The sequence below is a fragment of the Wolbachia pipientis genome, from assembly GCA_023052945.1.
Classification (GTDB): domain Bacteria; phylum Pseudomonadota; class Alphaproteobacteria; order Rickettsiales; family Anaplasmataceae; genus Wolbachia.
On the sequence record CP095495.1, the window covers coordinates 1,101,395 to 1,121,698 of the forward strand.

At 35.3% G+C, this 20,304-nt stretch carries 16 protein-coding genes and 2 pseudogenes; 11 read left to right on the forward strand and 7 right to left on the reverse strand.

Annotated elements, in window-relative coordinates:
* Positions 1-5: 5 nt before the first annotated feature.
* On the forward strand, positions 6-569 hold the full coding sequence (locus tag MWH06_05280; GenBank protein ID UPA54701.1) for a hypothetical protein: 564 nt from the start codon (positions 6-8) through the stop codon (positions 567-569).
* A 155-nt stretch (positions 570-724) separates the two neighbouring features.
* Entirely contained in the window at positions 725-1,075 is a 351-nt protein-coding gene (locus MWH06_05285; GenBank protein UPA54702.1) for a hypothetical protein, read from the forward strand.
* A 79-nt stretch (positions 1,076-1,154) separates the two neighbouring features.
* On the opposite strand, the pseudogene MWH06_05290 reads toward MWH06_05285, so the two are convergent.
* The 4 genes and pseudogenes from MWH06_05290 to mnmG form a co-directional block, all read right to left on the reverse strand.
* Positions 1,155-1,474 (reverse strand): annotated as a pseudogene (locus MWH06_05290) (transposase).
* Positions 1,475-2,339: 865 nt separating this feature from the next.
* Positions 2,340-2,705, reverse strand: a complete 366-nt coding sequence (locus tag MWH06_05295) for a hypothetical protein (GenBank protein UPA54703.1) — start codon at positions 2,703-2,705, stop codon at positions 2,340-2,342.
* Positions 2,706-2,824: 119 nt separating this feature from the next.
* The gene (locus tag MWH06_05300; protein ID UPA54704.1) at positions 2,825-4,492 is read right to left on the reverse strand and encodes an aminopeptidase P family protein; all 1,668 of its coding nucleotides are present in this window, start codon (positions 4,490-4,492) and stop codon (positions 2,825-2,827) included.
* A 5-nt stretch (positions 4,493-4,497) separates the two neighbouring features.
* Positions 4,498-6,519, reverse strand: coding sequence for a tRNA uridine-5-carboxymethylaminomethyl(34) synthesis enzyme MnmG (gene mnmG / locus MWH06_05305; protein ID UPA54705.1), 2,022 nt, complete (start codon positions 6,517-6,519; stop codon positions 4,498-4,500).
* Between the two features lie 102 nt (positions 6,520-6,621).
* Between mnmG and MWH06_05310 the strand changes: the two are divergent.
* From MWH06_05310 to MWH06_05345, 8 genes and pseudogenes are all read left to right on the forward strand, one after another.
* Positions 6,622-7,495 (forward strand): annotated as a pseudogene (locus MWH06_05310) (IS481 family transposase).
* Between the two features lie 939 nt (positions 7,496-8,434).
* Entirely contained in the window at positions 8,435-9,481 is a 1,047-nt protein-coding gene (locus MWH06_05315) for an ATP-binding protein (GenBank protein ID UPA54706.1), read from the forward strand.
* Positions 9,482-9,564: 83 nt separating this feature from the next.
* Entirely contained in the window at positions 9,565-11,076 is a 1,512-nt protein-coding gene (locus MWH06_05320) for an RDD family protein (protein UPA54707.1), read from the forward strand.
* 112 nt (positions 11,077-11,188) lie between these two features.
* A complete protein-coding gene (locus tag MWH06_05325) occupies positions 11,189-11,458 on the forward strand; it encodes a hypothetical protein (GenBank protein UPA54708.1) in 270 nt (89 codons plus the stop codon).
* A 66-nt stretch (positions 11,459-11,524) separates the two neighbouring features.
* Positions 11,525-12,004, forward strand: a complete 480-nt coding sequence (locus MWH06_05330; GenBank protein ID UPA54709.1) for an RDD family protein — start codon at positions 11,525-11,527, stop codon at positions 12,002-12,004.
* Positions 12,005-12,470: 466 nt separating this feature from the next.
* Positions 12,471-12,953: a hypothetical protein gene (locus MWH06_05335; GenBank protein ID UPA54710.1), complete on the forward strand. Its 483-nt coding sequence runs from the start codon at positions 12,471-12,473 to the stop codon at positions 12,951-12,953.
* 19 nt (positions 12,954-12,972) lie between these two features.
* A complete protein-coding gene (locus MWH06_05340) occupies positions 12,973-13,320 on the forward strand; it encodes a hypothetical protein (protein ID UPA54711.1) in 348 nt (115 codons plus the stop codon).
* Between the two features lie 148 nt (positions 13,321-13,468).
* Positions 13,469-13,801 (forward strand): hypothetical protein, encoded by a 333-nt coding sequence (locus MWH06_05345; protein ID UPA54712.1) that lies wholly within the window; start codon positions 13,469-13,471, stop codon positions 13,799-13,801.
* Here MWH06_05345 and MWH06_05350 read toward each other — a convergent pair.
* The gene (locus tag MWH06_05350) at positions 13,791-14,111 is read right to left on the reverse strand and encodes a hypothetical protein (GenBank protein ID UPA54713.1); all 321 of its coding nucleotides are present in this window, start codon (positions 14,109-14,111) and stop codon (positions 13,791-13,793) included. The two genes, MWH06_05345 and MWH06_05350, sit on opposite strands and share 11 nt — an antisense overlap.
* Positions 14,112-14,137: 26 nt before the next feature.
* Positions 14,138-16,789 (reverse strand): preprotein translocase subunit SecA, encoded by a 2,652-nt coding sequence (secA, locus tag MWH06_05355; GenBank protein ID UPA54714.1) that lies wholly within the window; start codon positions 16,787-16,789, stop codon positions 14,138-14,140.
* A 249-nt stretch (positions 16,790-17,038) separates the two neighbouring features.
* On the opposite strand from secA, the gene MWH06_05360 reads away from it, so the two are divergent.
* The gene (locus tag MWH06_05360; GenBank protein ID UPA54715.1) at positions 17,039-19,009 is read left to right on the forward strand and encodes an NB-ARC domain-containing protein; all 1,971 of its coding nucleotides are present in this window, start codon (positions 17,039-17,041) and stop codon (positions 19,007-19,009) included.
* A 186-nt stretch (positions 19,010-19,195) separates the two neighbouring features.
* Here MWH06_05360 and MWH06_05365 read toward each other — a convergent pair whose 3' ends face one another.
* The gene (locus tag MWH06_05365) at positions 19,196-20,284 is read right to left on the reverse strand and encodes an IS481 family transposase (protein ID UPA54716.1); all 1,089 of its coding nucleotides are present in this window, start codon (positions 20,282-20,284) and stop codon (positions 19,196-19,198) included.
* Positions 20,285-20,304: the final 20 nt, after the last annotated feature.

The following is a 20,304-nucleotide window of genomic DNA, read 5'->3' on the forward strand; positions in this document are numbered from 1 at the left end:
TTTCAATGTTAAGCAGTATTATAAAAGTAAAATTAGAGAAAAACTGTTGTCCTTTTGAGAAATTAGAAAACTTCTTTGTTGCAAAGGTATTTCATATAGATGATCGAAAAGGATTCAAAGATTCTTCAGTAAAGTTAGTTATCAAGAATCCCTACGATTCAACTTTAACTCTACCAAGAGAGGCAATACCTAATTCTTTCGCTTTAGAGCTTTTGTCTTCACTTTATAAAGAAAATGCGCTAGCTTTACCTGTTATATTAAAATATCTTGCTCATAGGGATTTATCCAAAGATTTTGGTGAGATCAGTAAAAAATTACAGGCCAAAATGGATCAAGATATACAAGAAGCGGAACTACAAAACAATTCTAAAATTTCTAAAGAAATTGAGGTACGCAAACAAGACATTTTAAATGTTCTTAGTGGCGGTAAATCAGTATTGAGTGATCAATTGAAGCAAAAATACTATTCTATACTAGAAAATGAGGTTGCAAAATTAAAGGCTGAGATTTCAAAAGAACTAGAAGACTATACTAACAACACTAACATTCATGAAATATATCAAAATTAGGATCTTTACCTATAACTGCTATAGTATTCATACTTACTCCTATAGTCTTCCTTGGCCCAATAATAATAGCCATTACACCACCCACTCATATGAGTATGCATGCAGTAACGGTTTTTAGGTATATAGCAGTTTCACCTTTCATTGTTATGGCATTAATGCTTATAATAGCAGGTGTAGCTTACTTAGCAAGTTGTGTTCTAGAGCATAGTTTTGCAAAAGAAATGCAAGACTTTGTAGAAGGACCAAAATATGTAGATAAAGCAACTAATACTGAAGATGTGAAGAAATTAGAACAAAAAGACCCAGTAGTAGGCGATTATGGTAAAAAACCTTCGGCACCACCATGCGATGAACCTAAGCAGCCAGCAGATCTTTCAGAAGTACAACCACCATCATACGAAGAAGCTTGCAACCCTACCCTGCAACCGAAAGATTCAAAACTAAGCAGTAATTTTAATTCTGCTCTACCTCTATCTAATACAGCAAGGGGTGTAATTTTGAGCTAGAGGTTATGATTGTAATAAAGACATAAAAAAAACGGACAAGTCAAGCAAAGTTACAAACGTAATTTTGCTTGACTATCCATTGTTGGAGCCATTGGCAATCTTGAACGTCAGACTTCCTACCAGGTACATTCTTTATATGCCGTGCATTTTACCTCGAATTTGTATGACTCAAGTATTTGAAATAAAGGAATCCAATATACTCCTGTTGATTCCATAGCTACTGTTGTAACTTTACACTTTTTTAACCACTGTGCTAAGTTATGAAGGTCTTCAGTAAAGCAGCCAAATTTCTGAACGCGTTCTTCCTTCAGGTACACACACATAGTGTACAGCTGAACCAATGTCTATTCCTGCTGCATTAGGATTCACTATTTCTAATTTACTTTTTGCTTTTTTCATGGTAACTCCTACATATAATTTGTAATAGGGAAACGCTTCAGCTTGGAACGGTTGATAGTACAATCTCCTAACCGAGGTAGTCTAAATGACTCATCAATGATTTGACCGTTCCTTCCAAAACCATGCTTGCATACGGGCACTTAGGCACCATTGAAAATGTCGGTCATAACTGCAGAGGCGCTCCCTGTACAACTATACTTGAAAACTACTAAAAACTTAAATTTGTGTGTTTCTTTCTGATTTGACAGATTTCGTCTGTTCGATGCTTGCATCACACTTTGTACTGTTTTAATTTTTGCCTAAAGCTTTTAATTCAGCGTGAATTTTAGGGATCTGCATTTGGATGCTTTTTTGAATATCTGCTAGAAGCCCATCTCTTGCTAATTCCTTACTGCTTTTTCCCTTAGCAACCCATACCACCAGCAGATATGTCTAAAACCCTACATAGTTTATAGCAATTTCTATATAAAAGAATACTTTACTCTTTTTGTTTGGTCAGGGCTTTTTTTTTATGTCTCTTTCTCTTGTTACTCTTGCTAGTTCTTTTTTTAGATCAAATCTTTCTTTGTCATAAGGAGCCTTTATCTGGAAATGCGTATGCTTCTGACATTTTTCCATCATATCTTCTTACTTAACATACTGCCATCTATGCCTAGATCTTTTTCTATTTTTGTACTTCTGTTTCTTTAACCAACTTAACAGCTTCTAATTTGAATCCTGCTGCTTCTATTTGCCATATTTTGAAAAAACGTTTTATTTTACTCCAAAAACATCTTAACTTTCTCTCTACTTTTTCTGGGTAAGGTCACTAGACACTTATGCAGATGTGCATAGAATGACAGAAGAGACTTGCGTTAGATATTGTTTATTTACTTTCGATCTTTTCTATCAATTTTTTAACTAAGCCTCTTAGCTTTTTACTGGATTCATCAAGCTCTTGAATCTGCGAGCTATGCTCTTTCATTAGTTCCTTATAGTTACCTCTTATGTAGTCAATCATTTCCTTCATCTGAGCAATCATCTTGTTAACATCTATACTACCCAAATCAGGTACCATGCCAGGCATAGCCCCTTCTAACATACCGCCAGCCATAAGCTGCTGGGACATTTGCATAAATGGTTTTAAAGTCTGATTAAGCAATTCAGGATCCTTGGCTAATTTTTCTATTTGCTCTTTGCAAGTATCCATATACTGCTTCATAAATTCATCTTCTTGTCCTTTGTCTATCATAATATGTCTACCTAAAAATACTATCCTTTATTATATATCGTTTTTAAATTAAAAACAATACAAAATACCTATCACAAATTGCATTAATACTTTTTAAACAATAAAAAATGCTCCTTTGCTTACAAATGGTCACATACCTTCTTTAACCATTCCTTATCTTTTACGCTATTTTCTAAGTTTTCATAGACAAATTGATGATAGCTATTTATCCATTCAATTTCATCTTTAGTAAGCATTTGCACATCTATTAGCCTTCTATCATATGGAATGAAGGTCAGTTGTTTGAAATGTAAAAAGCTATTTTCTTGTCTGTCGACATACATCAGATTTTCAATTCTTATTCCATACTCTCCCGGAATGTAATAACCAGGTTCGTTGGAAAGTATCATTCCTGGCGTGAGTTTCACTTTATTGCCCTTTGATATTGCTTGTGGTCCTTCGTGTACTGATAGGTAACTTCCTACTCCATGCCCTGTACCATGCATGTAATCTATTCCAAATTTCCATAGGTGAATACGTGCCAAAATATCCAATTCTCCGCCAGTAGTGCCAAGAGGGAAGACGGCATTTGCCACAGCAATGTGAGCTTTGAGTACTATCGTATAGTGGGCTATCTGTTCACTGGTTGGATTGCCAATTGCTACAGTTCTTGTCACATCAGTTGTGCCATTAAGGTATTGGCCACCAGAGTCAATCAAATATAGTCCACTTTTCTGAATTACCTTATTCGTCTTACTGCTTGCACGATAGTGAATTATTGCACCATTTTCATTAAATGCAGAAATTGTTGGAAAACTTGGTTGCTTAAACAAATCCTGCTCTTTTCTGTATTCTAAGAGTTTCTCTTCAGCATTAAGTTCAGTGACTTCATTGCCAATATTATTTTCAAGCCAATGTAGAAAGTTTGTAACTGCCACTCCATCTCTGATATGTGCATTTATAGCCCCAGTTATTTCAATTTGATTTTTTACTGCTTTATAAATTAGACAAGGATCTTCTCTTTCAGCTACCTGTTTATCTTTTATTACAGCCATGATACTCATTGGAGTTGTGTTTGGATCTATAACTATTGAATTTAGCTTGTGCAGCGAATTTTCTAGCTCACTAATATCAAAAATATTTATATGATTGCCTAAATTTGCTTCTATAGTTGAATGTTCTTTGTCTTGAACAAACAAATCAACATTGCCGCTTTTATATAATATAGCACGACCCAATATACATGGAGTATATTTAGCATTTTCATTTCTTAAATTTAATAACCATGAAATTGAATTTGGATCAGTCAAAAGCACTGCATCAGCTTCTTTATCTATGCTTTTAGCGACTTTTTCACATTTATTCTTACTACTTTCACCAGCTGCATGCGAAACTATCTTTTGTTCTCTACGACTAATTTCTTTTTTAATTGAATATGGTACCAATTTACAAATATCTTCATATTTTCTTATCTCTTTTACGGTAAAATATTGCAAATAGTAACCTAGTGAGGTGGTCAATGTTAAGTTTGCTTTTACCCATTCGCGTGGATCCTCTTCTTGTATATTATATACTTGAAAATTGCCCCGATCGAACTGATTGTGAGCTTGTGTGATATAGCGTCCATCTGTAAAAAATTGGCACTTGTTGTTTTTTGTAACGATAAGTAGCCCATTTGTTCCTGTAAAGCCACACAGCTTTGTTAGCTCCTCTGAATACTCATTTAAATATTCATCTTTAGTATGCAACATAAATGCGTCAACATTTGTTTCACACATAAAAGAACGAAATTCTTTGATTTTTGACATATACCTCACGCAAAACTAGCAGCTACTTTCGTTTTCTTATTCCTAAGGTACACTAATATGCTCACTATCGCTGCGGGAGTGATGCCTTGTATTTGCTTTGCAATGCCAATCGTCGCTGGTTTTATCGTCTGCAACTTTTCTATTACTTCACTTGACAGGCCTTTAACTTGTGAGTAGTTAAAATCGATTGGAATTTGAGTGTTAATTTCCTCTCGTAAAAACTTCATATCTGCTTCTTGTCTTATTAGATAAGGTTTGTATTTTGCTTCAATTTCAACTGCTTCGCATATTTCATTCTTAGTTATGCTACCCATTGCGGCGTCATTCCAGCGCGTAACGCTGCTTTTTTCCTGGATCCCGGTGTCAGCTACTCGGATGATGTGAGAGTGTCCTGAGATGACGGAAGAGGATCCAGTATCCGTTGTGCAGCGTGTGATGCTGTTTAACTCCGGCCATATTTCTTGTAATTTATTCCAGTCGATGTTTGGATAGCTGAGTAAATCTAGTGCCGTTTTTCTTATCCCATCATAAGATATTTTGATACCATAAGACCTAAGCTGCTCAGGAGTAATCGTCAGACTCCCTAACTTCTCTTCAAGCTGCTTAATGGATTTAAGTTTATTCTGTAAAACAGAGTATCTCTCATGCGAAACAAGGGAAATATCATAACCTTTTTGTGTTAATCTTCTATCCGCATTGTCTGACCTGATAGCTAGCCTATATTCTGCACGTGAGGTAAATAATCTATAAGGCTCGATCACCCCTTTGGTGACCAAATCATCTATCATTACACCGATATATGAATCTGTGCGGTGAAGAACAAAGCTTTCTTTTTTTTCAGATGCAGAGAGTGCTGCATTAATTCCGGCGATAATTCCTTGCCCTGCTGCTTCTTCATATCCAGTGGTGCCATTAATTTGGCCAGCAAAATATAGACCTTTAATTTTCTCAGTTTCAAGAGTATGGCTTAGTTCTCGTGGATCAATATAGTCATACTCAACTGCATATCCAGACCTCAATATTTCTGCGTTTTCAAGTCCTTTGATACTCTTTATCATTTTATTTTGCACTTCAACAGGCAATGAATTTGAAATTCCGTTTGGGTATACAGTATCATCGTCCAGCCCTTCTGGTTCTAAAAATATTTGGTGACTACTTTTTTCTGCAAATTTATTAACTTTAACTTCAATGGATGGGCAGTATCTTGGTGCAACAATGTCATCCAAATACGAAGAAGCTGACCTATGAAGATTTTCTCTAATTATTTTATGCGTATTTTCATTAGTATGGGTAATAAAGCATGATACCTGAGGTTGGTTAATTTTTTCTGTGAGATAAGAAAACGGCACAGGTGGGTTATCACCTACTTGTTCTTGCAATATTGACCAGTTTATAGTATTACGATCAAGCCTTGGTGGAGTTCCGGTACGCAGTCTACCTAATCTAAAATCATATCTCTTGAGCGTATTTGCAAGTTCTACTGCAGACTTATCTCCCATTCTTCCTGAAGGAGTTGTTTGCTCTCCTATATGAATCACACCCCGCAGAAAAGTCCCTGTAGTTAGAACGACTTTACTTGTTGGTATACGTTCACCTGAGCTTATCATTACAGCTTTAATGCACGGTTCTCCATTGCCATTACTTTCTATAAGAAAATTGTCAACTGACTCTTCTTTTACCGTCAAATTGTTATAATTTAGAATAATTTCCTGTATTGCTTGCTTGTATAATTTTCGGTCTGCCTGTGCACGTGGGCCCCATACCGCTGCACCTCTGCTGCTATTTAAAATGACTGAGTGTATGCTTGCTTGATCGATTGCTCTTCCCATTATTCCATCAAGAGCATCGACTTCTCTGACTACAACGCCCTTTGCAACTCCTCCAATTGCTGGATTGCAGGACATTTCTCCTATAGTTGAAATTTTATGAGTTATAAGCAGTGTGTTTGCACCAAGGCGAGCTGCCGAAGCAGCAGCTTCGCACCCTGCATGACCACCACCTACCACCACTACGTCATATTTATGCATGCTTTTTAAGTAATTCGTACCCTACTAATATTCCGATTATCAACGGTTAATGTCAAATCTTGTTATTCCAATGTTAGATGTACAATCCCAGAGTGTGATGGTATGATAAAATGTAAGAAAAAAATACCATCGAAGGAGGAATTATGGTTACATGGGTGCGCCCGGACAACAGCGTAGAGCAATACAAAATAGTATAGCAAAGCTTTCCAAACCTTAATCCAAAAACTATTGTCAAATGGAGAAAACGCTCATTTACTAAAGACGCTCAAAACATCCAAGATCAACTGTTCTAACTTTAGAAGAAGATCGCATTTCGGAAGCATACACTTCTACCATTAGATGATTGCCTTGCAGTCTACAATTCCGCACTTCTAGCCTGCATCGCTGTTATAACATTAGCAAACTGCCAGATGTTGATTAAACCAAAAAAGAAATTTAAGAAATATCCTATAGCATATTGATATTGCAGAAGTCAGAACAGAGGAGGGAAAACTATATCTATTTGTTGCTATAGATCAAATTCACCTATGTTGAGTTACATAAACGTGCTACAAAACCCATAGCTGCTGAGTTTTTACGTAATTTGATTAAAATTCTACCGCACACTGTTTTGACAGACAACGATATACAATTTACCAACCAGAAACGCCATAAACACGCTTTCCAACACATATTTGATAGAGTTTGTAAAGAACATAATATTGAACATCGTCTAACAAAAATCTTGGGCAAGTTGAACGAAACTTTAAAAAATACTACTACCAATCACATCAGCAATTCACAAAGCATCTTTATATGGCTTACAATTATGCAAAGAGACTCAAAACTCTTAGTGGTCTTACTTCTTTTGAATTTATATGTTCTCAGTGCTCCTGAATTGTTTATACTAAATCCTTACCATCACACTCTGGGACTGTACATCTTATATGGCTTCTCTAAAATTTTGTCCACAGAGCCTAGGAGAAAATGGCATTAAAGCCAAACTTAGACGAAGGTTCAAAAATAAAAAACAGCAAATAAGCAACCAAGTTGTGGCTCCGAACATATTGGATCAAAGATTCACCACTGATCAGCCAAATTGATGGCCGTTAATAAGCGCAAACCCGATAAAAATCTGCTGTTACATAGTGATCAAGGGTCACAGTATACCTCTCAAAATTACCAATTTCTATTGAACACAAAAAACATCATTTCCAGCATGAGCCATAAGGGATGTTGTTACGATAACTCTGTTGCAGAAAAGTTCACTCAAAAGGGAGCTGCTTATTGATACTTCTCGCTCAACAAACCAGAACTGCCATATTTGAATACATAGAAATCTTTTATAACAAACAACGTAGGCATTCTACTATTAATTATTGCATTCCTGCACAATTTATTCTCATGACAAAAACGTCTTAACTTTCTCTCTACTTTTTCTGGGTAAGGTCAATATTATACAGCCCTCCTTCCTGATCCATTCTCTACCTTAGGTGGCTTTGCTCAGCTCAAAAAAAGCTCATTTTTTTTGCTATCCCCCCCTATAAATTATATACTATATTATATTTTATATATAATATAGTATATAATTAGGGGAAGAGGTGACGAAAACAAGATTTAGAGTTTGAGGAACCTCCGGTTCAAGGTAGAGAATGGATCAGGAGGGAGGGCTCAGGGTCGATAGACGTTATCGCCAGAGAGATCAACTTGTAGGAAGTTCAGCAAGCCTTATGCGAAACTCTGTTTTCAAACCATAATGTTCGTGTAAGTGTTGCCATCTTTAACCTTTTATAGTATTCTTGCATATTGAAACTATAAAATTCAATTTATGTATTTACGTTCTATAACCCCAGTTTTAGAAAGATTTTCTAAGCTTTATCCTGCTTTGGGTATTACAGGACCTAGACAGTCTGGTAAAACAACTATTGCAAAAACGTTGTTTAAGCATTTGCCGTACGTATCTTTAGAAAATATTGACACTCGTTTTCAAGCGCAAAATGATCCTAGGGCATTTCTAGCTAATTATCAGCAGGGCGCTATTTTTGATGAAGTACAGCACGTGCCTGAGTTATTATCATATCTTCAAGAAATAGCTGATGAGTCTCCTGTAAAGGGTCGATATGTACTAACAGGGTCTCAAAATTTTGCTCTTAGTCATCATGTTTCTCAATCTCTTTCAGGGCGCATAGGCATGACAACACTATTGCCCCTTAGTTTATCTGAGCTTGGTATGCCTATAAACATTAATTCAGCTATTTTTAAGGGAGGGTACCCTGGGTTACATAGCCTTAACATGCACCCACTGGATTTCTATCCTAGTTATATCCAAACCTACATTGAGAGAGACGTTCGACAACTTAAAAACATTGAAAACATTGGTAGATTCCAAACCTTCCTCAAATTGTGTGCAGGTCGAGTAGGGCAGATCCTTAATTTATCATCTTTTGCTCAAGATTGTGGTATTTCTCATACAACCGTACGGCAGTGGCTGAATATTTTGGAAGCTAGTTACCTAATATTTTTTCTTCAACCATTTCACCAAAGTTTCAACAAGCGTTTAATCAAGATGCCAAAGTTATACTTCTATGACACTGGTCTTGCTTGTACGCTCCTTGGCCTTGAAAAGGAGAGTCAACTAGAAACACACTACCTTAAAGGAGCTCTGTTTGAAAATTTGATTGTTTTGGAGATTTTCAAGAAGCGCCTCAATCAGGGATTACCTGCCAATATATACTTTTGGCGTGACCGAACGGGACATGAGGTAGATCTACTAGCAGAATGGGGTGGTAACATTCATGCTATTGAAATTAAGGCTGGTTCCACGCTTCAGAGTGATTTTTTTAAAAATGTACAGTATTTCTGTGAACTCTCTCAAACAGCTAAGGGGTATTTAATCTATACAGGTCAGCAGAATGGTTCACACGCAAAAGTTAAACTTGTGCCAATAAATGAAATAGATCAACTTACCCAGTTGCTTGGTTGAAAGCAAGAAGAAGACAAGGAGTACAAATTTACTATTATTTAACTGCTAGTCTGGTATGTTAGACAATCGTGTTGGGTACAAAAATGGATAACTATGCGGGAACTACTAAACGTGTTGCAGCATATGTAGTTGATGCAATAATATTTCTAGCCTTTTATTTATTCACTTTGTTCATATCATCAGATAAACCCTTTGCTGAATTTTTTCATTATATCTTTTCTGATACTGGTACAATCTCTACGTCAATTCAAGAAGAAGTATTAGGAACATTACTGTTTACAGCACTAGAAACATTAATGATAATAAAGTTTGGTTGGACTCCAGGAAAATTACTATTTGGTATATACATAAAAGATGCAAACACACTTAAAAACGGTGCTTTAATGCAAGTATTGATAAGAAGTACTTTCAAGGCGCTTTTGTTTGTACCTAGCTATATTTCTGACTGGTTCTATATTTTACCAATTTTAGTTTTAATATTTGTAATATTTGATCGACATAAACAGACTTTTTATGACAAAATTGCAAAAACAGTAGTAATTGATTACAAACCTGAAAAACATCACTTAGATTTAAACTATGTGGGAATAACTAGGCGTGCAGTAGCATACATTATAGATCATTTTATTATTATTGGAATTTCCTTAACCTTTTTCTCTTTTATAGAAATAACTTTTGACCCTACTAGAGCTGAGCTATTAACCACATGCTTATTTTTTCTACTATCAATAACATTTGGGGCATTTATGATAAGAAGATTCAGCGGTACTCCAGGACAACTGTTATGCGGTATTCATATAAAAGATGCAAATACACTTGAAAATATTACTCTGACACAAGCAACAGTCAGGTACATTTTGTTTGAAGCTTTTAACATATTCATACCAGGTTATATTCTTGCTCTAGAAGAATTTTATAATGAGCATAATTCTCAACAGTGGTCTGGACCTTTATTAACCTTAACATTTGTAGTTATAATATTAATTTTTATATCCGCAATATTTGATAGACGCAAGCAGTTTTTTCATGATAAAATTGCAAAAACAGTAGTAATTGATTACAAACCTGAAAAACATCACTTAGATTTAAACTATGTGGGAATAACTAGGCGTGCAGTAGCATACATCATTGACCGCTGCACTATTATGGGAATAGTTTCATTCTGTTTGATTTTTGTAAAAATTATTTTTCATCCTGACAAATTCACACGTTTAGTCGTATACATTTCTTTATTTTTTTTGCTATCAATGGTACTCGGAGTATTTATAACAAGAAGATTTGGTAGCACCCCAGGGCAATGGCTGTGCCGCATCTGTATAAAGAACATAAATACACTTAAAAATATTACTCTACTGCAAGCAATAATCAGGTATGTTTTGTTTGAAATTATTAACTTCATATTGATTTTTATGCTCATTATTAATCTATTCTTTTTTGAGACATATACTTCCGAATGGTGGTTTGAACCCTTATCATTCTTAACCTTTGTAGCCATAATACTAATTTTCATATGTGCAATATTTGACCGACGCAAGCAGTTCTTTCATGATAAAATTGCAAAGACAGTGGCAATAGACTATAAGCCTTCAAGCTGATTCCTTCTCCAGTTGTGGGTTCATTAATATATGCTGACTTTAATTAATGTAGCTCTTCATAGTAATACAAAGTTACTATTATTTAACTGCTAGTCTGGTATGTTAGGCAATCGTGTTGGATACAAAAATGGATACTAAAGTAAACTATGCAAAAGTTACTAAGCGTGTTGCAGCATGTGTAGTTGACCAAATGATATTTTATCTAATTTTTGGTTTATTACTTTTATTCACATTAAACAGATCACCCTACGCTGATTTGTCCAACGCTGACCTATTTGACGCTATTTTTTCTTATACAACCTTTATGTCAGTACAAGATGAAGTGTTAGGAGCACTAATGTCTACAGTATTAGAAGCATTAATGATAACAAAACTTGGCTGAACTCCAGGGAAATTTTTATGTGGTATATGTATAAAAGATGCAAACAAAATTAAAAACGCTACTTTAATGCAAGCAGTAATAAGGAATAGTTTTAAGGTATTTTTGTGGGTATCTAGCTATATTTCTGAATGGTTTTTAGTCTTACCAATATTGGCCCTATTACTTGCAATATTTGACCAACGCAAGCAGTTTTTCTACGACAAAATTGCAAAAACAGTAGTAATCGATTATAAACCTGAAAAACATCACTTAAATTTAAACTATGTAGGAATAACTAGGCGCGTGGTAGCATACATTATTGACCGTTTTATTATTACGGGTATTTCTTTAGTCTTTTTCTATTTTGCAGAAATGACTTTTGACCCTGTTAGAGCTGAACTATTAGACACATGCTTATCTTTTTTGCTACCAATAGTATTTGGAGTATACATGATAAGAAGATTTAGCGGTACTCCAGGACAATTATTATGCAGTATACATAAAAGATGCAAATACACTTGGAAATATTACCCTAATGCAAGCAGCAATCAGATGTGTTTTGTTTGAAGTTACTACTTTGATATTGGATTCTATATTCACGATGAATATATTTTTTGATTCGCTTGGTAAGTATACTTCTAAATGGTGGTTTGATCCTTTAACAGACTTAACCTTTACAACTATAATACTAATTTTTATATTTGCAATATTTGATAAACGAAAGCAGTTTTTTTATGATAAAATTGCAAAGACAGTGGCAATATACCACAAATCTTCAAGATAATTTTTCTCCTTGCTATATGTTGATTAATGTGTGCCTACTGTAGTTGATGTGACTCTTTCAATGCTAGTTCCAAAATAAACAATGTGATTTCTTGCAATAAAATCAATTTTCTAATCAACATGGAAAAAATTGTTGACACTAGAAATATCTGTGTTACAGATTAGCCCGTATTTGGTATTTACATAAATTGTTTACGACCATTTGATTTTATAGTGAGGGCAATTTCTAGTTATACTTAAGGGGGGTGAAATGGGTATAGGTCAACAACAATCAAGTAATACAGCTAAAAAAGACATTATTCTTCAACTATTACAGTCTAGTGTTTTAAAGCAAAGAAATCTTAATGATAAAATTAGTCATGAAGAAATAAGCAGATTAATAGATGATATTATAAGTTTAAGCGAAGATAATACGGGTGAACTTCGTCGTTCAAAGCGAAATCTACCCAGTCTACTCCTCCCTGTATTTATGTTAGGTGTACAGACTGTAGCGTTAGGTTCACTAGGTTTAGCGTTGGGTGCATCGGATTTCGCGTTAATCATGTACCGTGTATTAAGTACACAACGTGGACGTGAGATAGTTATGGATTTAATCGATAAGGCTTTAGAGGGTAAAGATATTATGGATACTATGGAGGATCTTAGACGAACTGGGCTTTTTGAAACAAATGAAGAGCAATTTACACAAATAGCAGAGGCTCTATTAAAAGGAGATGCGGGTGTTGATGTATAAGGAAGAACTCCTTTATATTATGCTGTTTATTACACTCATGGTGAACATCCAATGGCTAAATTATCAACATCCAAAAGTAGCAAAACTTCTACTAAATTATGGTGCAGATCCATCATTTATTCATAGACCTAAAGCTATAACAGCAGGAATTACTGTGGGTATATTAGCTGCCATTGTTGCTCCATTAGTACTTATTTGTGCTACTGCATTATCTGCACTAGCAATAATTGGAATTACTGTAGCATCTGCACTGATTGTTGGTGGAATTTCCTATGGAGTTGCGTATAAGTCATCAGAGCATTCATTAAACAGTAAGCTAAGTGAGGTTAGCTGCAGTAATGTTGATGGAAATAAACAAACTGTATAACCATAATTTTTAGTTCACCACAGTAACTGCGCCGTGGCAGTGTTTGTATTTTTTTTAGAGAAACAACTTCTAGATTGACATAATTCACTTCATATACCATAATAAAATTCTGAGGTCTGGAAAGACTGCAAGTATAAAAAGGAGCAAAATGCTAGGGATAATTTATTTAGCAATTCTGGGAATAGCTGTAGTAATAGGGGCTATAGTAAGTATTTTAACAGGTCTAGCACTCAGTACCTTGACTAGTCTTTCACCTCTGATGATAGGTGGAATTGTTGGTGCTATTTCTGTAGCGCCATTAATTGTAACTTTCATAAAAACGCCCTTGTCCGAATTTGCAGATTGCAAAGGTCATCGTGTAAGTGATTTCATATTAAAAGAAATTGCATGTCTAGCTGGTTTGTTTATTGGAAGTGTTGCAGTTGGAGTGTCCTTGGTAGTGTTTGCTCCAAATTTGCAGATTGCAAAGGTCATCGTGTAAGTGATTTCATATTAAAAGAAATTGCATGTCTAGCTGGTTTGTTTATTGGAAGTGTTGCAGTTGGAGTGTCCTTGGTAGTGTTTGCTCCAATAGTTAAAGTAGATTCTTTATCGTCTTTATCAACTACGATGAACTCTTTAATAGCAATAGGGTTTGCAGCACCAGTACTTCCAATTGTAACTGCAATTGGAATAGCTATTGCATTAGATAAAATTACGAAACTAATGAAGTCATCAGAGAAAAAGCCTTCTCGACTAACAGAGGAGGAATCACAGAATTTATCGAACGAGTTAAAAGAGGCTAGATACAATGATATAAGTGAGCAGACTACAGCTGCTAATTTACCACAGTAAACGCACCATGGCAATGTTTGTATTTCTTCCCTGAGTTACAAGGGCACTTGTCGTTTCTTGAGACTTTGGGAAGTCTGCTATTTCTCGCAGAATGTAACCTATTGCCTATTTCTTGTAGCTTAAAGTGCGCTAGGCGGTGAATGGTGAGTTCCTTCCATTTTTCAAGCATTGACTCAAACATCAAGAAAGCTTCGCGTTTAAATTCATTCAGTGGATCTTTCTGCCCCATGGCACGTAAGCTTATGCTTTGTCTTAAGCTTTCTAAAGTTGAAAGGTGCTCCCTCCATAAATGATCGAGTGTCATAATCATTACTTGCTTCACTATCGTATTCCACAAATCTGTAGTGTGCTGACTGTTGAAATATTTTTCTTTCTCAGTAAAAAATTCTTGTATCTTATCATTTATATAATCCAAAGCTTCTTGTTTGTTTAAAAACTTTGCTAAATCTTCTTTATCAAGCGTTATTCCATACTTTGTATGGAATTCTTTGACTATATCTTCAATATAATCCTCATAATAGCCACTTTGGACTATACCTTCTATTACGCTCTCATTTACTTCGCTATATACTTCAAGTAAATTATTAATTTCGTTGCCTAAAATATTGTTTCTCTGTTTAAAAATAACTTTACGTTGGTTGTTGATTACGTCATCAAACTTAAGCAAAGACTTCCGCACATCATAATTTCTAGCTTCAACTTTCTTCTGCGCCTTCTCAAGTGCCTTATTGATCCATGGATGATGAATAGCTTCGTTATTCTTTAACCCTACTTTTTGTAAAAAGCTTCTCATTCTATCAGAACCAAATATTCTCATTAGATCATCTTCAAGTGATAAAAAGAACTTAGAAAGTCCAGGATCACCTTGACGGCCAGAACGGCCACGCAGCTGATCATCTATTCTCCTGCTTTCATGCCTTTCGGTTCCAACCACACATAAACCACCAGCTTTTATAGCAATTTCCTTATCTTTTTTTACTCTTTCGACTATTTCTTGGTATTTTTTTACTCTTTCATCATCATTTTTTATCTTCTTCAGCTCTACCTTTGCAATCATTTCAGCATTTCCACCAAGCTGAATATCAGTTCCACGTCCTGCCATGTTAGTTGCTATAGTAATGCTGCCTGGCACCCCAGCTTGTGCTATTATGTACGCCTCTTGTTCATGATAACGAGCATTTAGTACTGAATGCTTAAGAGAATGACTTTGCAAAAGCGCAGAAAGTTTCTCAGAGTTTTCAATACTTACCGTGCCAACTAGGACTGGTTGAAGGCGCTTGTGGCATTCTTCTATAAATTTTAATACAGCATTAAACTTTTCCTTTTCTGTACCGTAAATCTCATCATCGATGTCTATTCTTTTTACAGGTACATTAGTTGGAATTTTTACTACATTTAGTCTGTATATATCATGAAACTCTTCTGCCTCTGTTGCTGCTGTTCCAGTCATTCCAGAAAGTTTATTGTACATACGGAAGTAATTCTGAAATGTAACTGAAGCTAAAGTTTGATTCTCATGCTGAATTTCAAGATTCTCCTTCGCTTCAAGTGCCTGATGAAGACCATCGGAATATCTCCTGCCCTCCATCATACGCCCAGTAAATTCATCAATAATCACTACCTTGCCATCCTTTACTATATAATCTTTATCAGCAGTAAACAGCTTATGTGCACGTAATGCTTGGTCTATATAATGAGTCATTATCATGCTGTCAGTATCATAGAGCGAGGAATTTTCAGGAATGAGATTGTATGACCTGAGTAGTTCTTCCACTCGTGAAATACCATCTTCAGTAAGGAACACTACCCTACCCTTCTTATCCACCTCATAATCAGAGTCAACTAATTTGGTTACTATTTTATTGATATGCTTATATATCTGATTGTTTTCCTCAATCTGGCCAGAAATAATAAGCGGAGTGCGAGCTTCATCAATGAGTATTGAGTCTACTTCATCAACTATTCCGTAGTGAAAGCCTCTCTGAACCATGTCTTCTTGAGAAAATTTCATATTGTCTCGCAGGTAATCAAAGGCAAGCTCGTTATTTGTGGAATACACGATATCTGCACTGTAAGCCTCTTTTCTCTCTTCGTCTGTCAAGTTATTCGTGATAAACGCAACAGAAACCCCAAGAGAATTATATAATTTGCTCATCCACTCTGTGTCTCGTTTTGCAAGATAATCGTTAACAGTTACGACGTGCACGCCTTTCCCTTCTAAAGAATTAAGGTATGCAGCTAAAGTTGCAACGAGTGTCTTTCCCTCTCCTGTTTTCATTTCTGATATCATGCCGTTATGGAGCACCATTCCACCGATCAGTTGAACATCGAAGTGTCTCATGTTAAGAAACCTTCGAGAGGCTTCGCGCACAACCGCAAATGCAGGTACGAGAAGATCATTTAACGTTTTTTCATTTCTCAATTCCTGTTTGAATCCTTCGGTTTTATCAGCAAGCTCCTCATCAGATAAACTCTGCATTTCTGTTTCTAATGCATTTATTTGCTGAACAATTTTCCTAAAGGATTTTATTATCTTCTTGTTTGTTGACCCAAATATCTTTCTTATAAAAAAGAATGACAACGTAAAAATAAAAAATATAAGAATGGCTGTCAAAATTAGCGGAGAATCTAGCATAAACTTAAGTAAAGTCTTATTTAATATGAGATTATATTACTAAATGCAGCCTACAGCAATGACATATTAGATTTGGGGAGTCTTTGGAAAGTTTTTTTTAAATCAAGAATTAAGAGTTTGCCAGGCAATTCCTACCCTCGAAGGCCTTTCTATCAACACATAAAGACTCTATTGCATTATTTTAGGTGTTTGGTAATCTTTAATTCTAGATCAAACAAATTTATAGCAGCCTGTATGAGGTAACTAGTTATGCACGGTAATATCTACCAGCTAAAGGTATTGATGCTATTTTTGCATCGTGGAGTGCTCTATCAGCACTCTTTTCGCTTAGGTACAGAAATAGAAGAGGCCAGAAAGTTCGATGATTTAGTATTTGAATGTACCCAAGGTAGTAAGAAAGTATACCGTTTTTTGCAGGCTAAACACACACAAGATGAAGATAACAAGAAAATTGGAGTAGGGAACTTACTTACAAAAGATAAAAGTGGTGAGTTTGGATTAGCAAAGTATTTTGTTTCTTACCTAAAGATCAAAAATAATCAAGATTTTGCAGATGGTAACCTGAAAGATTTTATTATCTGTACTAATATCGATTTTGATCTGGATCAAAGCACAGCACGAAACACAGTGAAGAAGTTGAAGGTAAAAACTTTAGGACCAAACGAGGAAATAGAAATTTTAGTTGAAGTAATCGACACTAGTGATGTCTTTTTTAAAGATGGTGGCACTAGATATAAGTTCTCTTATATTCACAATAACATGATTTCAATAATGCAACCGGCATTTAAGAGTGCTGTGAAAGAGACGATAAAAGAATTAGAAAAGGAGATAAAAAAACTTCAAAACAAGTCAGATAAAGACTCAAAAAGGAAATTGGAAAGAAATCAGACGTGGCAACGCGAGTTTGGGCGAATGATGAATGAAGGTAGGTTAGAAGACAATATAAAAGAATTTTTTGATAAGTTAGTATTTGCAGTAAATCAGCCTAATGAAATAAAACTAGCGGATATTATCAAAAGCGAGCTGGGTGAGCAATTTAATGATATTGACAGAAAAAATGTTTACGCTCGCTTCCAAGAAAAAATGCTAGATTGGCTGAAAGAAAAAGGGAGACGTTTTCTTACACATGAAGACGGAAGAGAATTCTTTCGCAAGATGAAAGAAGAAATCTTAGGAGGCTTTCGATTTGAGGTGAGAAATCCAGTAGGATCGTTTACTGGAAGAAAAACAGAACTAGAAAAACTGCACGAGTCAATACAAGAAAGTCGAGGTGTAGCCACAATAATATCGCAGCTAGCTATTATCAGTGGTTTGGGAGGAGTAGGTAAGACTGAGCTGGCTAGAAAATATATTGAGAAACACAGTAAAGATTATAGCAATAATATTATATGGATAAATGCTGAAACCTATGAAACCATGGCGCAGTCTTTTCTGAAGTTGGCTAAAGGTCTTTTAGGCATTCCTACAGAAGATAGGGATATTGAATCTATTGTAAGAGACATATACGCTTTTTTCGCAAAGAGAAAAAGTCTCTTTGTTTTTGATAATGCAGAAGAATATAGAAGTGAAGGTCAAGATGCTGGTATTAGTCAATTTTTACCGTCTCACTTTTTATCATCTGACAATAATAAACCTAGTGTTCTGATTACCTCTCGTAATCAGAAATGGGGAGACATAAAACCATTAACATTGGGTACATTTACTGAACCAGAATCAATAGACTTCATTAGAAAAGCACTGGGTATAAAAGATGGGTCACAAGAAAATGAAATAAAGAATCTAGCAGAAACATTACAGCACTTTCCTTTAGCTCTGCAGCAGGCAGTTGCATATATAAAAGAAAGGGACATAGCATTAAAGAATGTAGGCTTGAGGTTTGAAATCAGTGATTATTTAAAGAGGTATAAAGAGGAAGCAGAAAAGTTACTTGATTTTGAATTTCCTGAAGACAGCAATGATAGTTACACCGAGACAACTTTTATAACCTGGAGAATTACTATTAATAAAATCAAAGACAACGCAGAATATGGTCAGCAAGCCAAAGAAATTTTGGATATCATTGCCTATATTGCCTCTGACAATATTCCTGTAGAAATGTTTTTAGGATTAGAGCGCAATAGAGAAAAGTTAGGTGATGCTATCCAACTACTTAAACAGTATTCAATGATCAACTCAGGAGAAGAGCAAAGTTCAGTCAATATTCACAGGTTGGTACAGTAAGTAACAAGGATAGAGTTAGAAAAACAAGGTAAGGACAAGGTTGTGAAGAAGACTTTTGAGTTACTGAAAGAAAGCTTCCCTTATGGTAGTGACAAATTAGAAGATTATGCTAAGAAACGACAGTTGTTACCACATTTAGAAACGTTCTTATCTGTAAAAGATAAGACTTAATCTGACAGACAAGAATTAACTGACAGAAGAATTGAGGTAGTTAAAACTAATATCAGTCTCTTGTTTAATGCTACTAATATTTTTCTGAAAAGCAATATGTTTGCTATCAAGAAAAGTCTGCATAGGTGTTTTTCCATAGCAGTACTTACCAGAGTGAGGTCTTGTATCATTATAAGAATGCAACCAACAATCAACATCAATCTGTAGATCTTCCAAAGAATTGTAGATTTTCTTTCTAAAGATAATATTGTAACACTCATCTTGCATAGTTCTATGAAATCTTTCACATATGCCATTAGTTTGTGGAGAGTTGGCTTTGGTTCTAGAATGGTCGATATTTTCGATTCCCAAATATAGCTGATAAGCGTGATTTTCTGGCTTGCCACAATATTCCGTACCCCTATCAGTTAGAATGCGTAATAATGGAATTTTCTGCTCATCAAAAAATGGAATAACCCTATCATTGAGAAGATCTTCAGCTGTAATAGCTGTTCTGTCCGTGTAAAGTTTAACCATTGCAACCCTGGAATAAGTGTCAACAAAAGTCTGCTGATAAATTCGCCCTATACCTTTGATATTGCCCACATAATAGGTATCTTGAGAACCCAAATAACCTGGATGTTGCGTCTCAATTTCACCATGAGCTTCCTTTTGTTCTTTCATTTTTTCTAAAGCTGCAAGTTGTTCTTCAGTTAAAATGATTCCGTCTTGAGCTACTTTTGTCTCTAGTGCTTTAAGTCTCTTTTTGAGAGTTTCAAGGTCATTTCTTAGCCATACAGACCTTACTCCTCCCTGAGAAATTATTATACCTCTTTTTCTCAGTTCATTTGCAGCTCTTTCTTGCCCATATGCTGGAAATTCTGTTGCTATACCAATCACTGTTCTTTCTATATTATCGGAAACTCTGTTCGCTAATAGCGGTTTTTTCTTACTTATTTCATGTAATGCTTCCTCTCCTCCATTTTCATATAACTCCTTAAATCGATAAAATGTATCTCTTGAGTATCCCATCACTTTACATGCTTGAGATACATTTCCTAGTTGTTTTGCTAGTTCTAATAACCCTAGCTTTGGTTTTAGTATTTTTGTTTGTATTGTACTCATTTCTAACACTCCTTTCTTTT

Bases quoted from the DNA above. Each gene is read 5' to 3' on its own strand.
- MWH06_05280 (UPA54701.1), top strand. From the start codon at position 6: ATGTTAAGCAGTATTATAAAAGTAAAATTAGAGAAAAACTGTTGTCCT.
- MWH06_05285 (UPA54702.1), top strand. From the start codon at position 725: ATGCTTATAATAGCAGGTGTAGCTTACTTAGCAAGTTGTGTTCTAGAG.
- MWH06_05295 (UPA54703.1), bottom strand. From the start codon at position 2,705: ATGATAGACAAAGGACAAGAAGATGAATTTATGAAGCAGTATATGGAT.
- MWH06_05300 (UPA54704.1), bottom strand. From the start codon at position 4,492: ATGTCAAAAATCAAAGAATTTCGTTCTTTTATGTGTGAAACAAATGTT.
- mnmG (UPA54705.1), bottom strand. From the start codon at position 6,519: ATGCATAAATATGACGTAGTGGTGGTAGGTGGTGGTCATGCAGGGTGC.
- MWH06_05320 (UPA54707.1), top strand. From the start codon at position 9,565: ATGGATAACTATGCGGGAACTACTAAACGTGTTGCAGCATATGTAGTT.
- MWH06_05330 (UPA54709.1), top strand. From the start codon at position 11,525: ATGCAAGCAGTAATAAGGAATAGTTTTAAGGTATTTTTGTGGGTATCT.
- MWH06_05335 (UPA54710.1), top strand. From the start codon at position 12,471: ATGGGTATAGGTCAACAACAATCAAGTAATACAGCTAAAAAAGACATT.
- MWH06_05340 (UPA54711.1), top strand. From the start codon at position 12,973: ATGCTGTTTATTACACTCATGGTGAACATCCAATGGCTAAATTATCAA.
- MWH06_05345 (UPA54712.1), top strand. From the start codon at position 13,469: ATGCTAGGGATAATTTATTTAGCAATTCTGGGAATAGCTGTAGTAATA.
- secA (UPA54714.1), bottom strand. From the start codon at position 16,789: ATGCTAGATTCTCCGCTAATTTTGACAGCCATTCTTATATTTTTTATT.
- MWH06_05360 (UPA54715.1), top strand. From the start codon at position 17,039: ATGCACGGTAATATCTACCAGCTAAAGGTATTGATGCTATTTTTGCAT.
- MWH06_05365 (UPA54716.1), bottom strand. From the start codon at position 20,284: ATGAGTACAATACAAACAAAAATACTAAAACCAAAGCTAGGGTTATTA.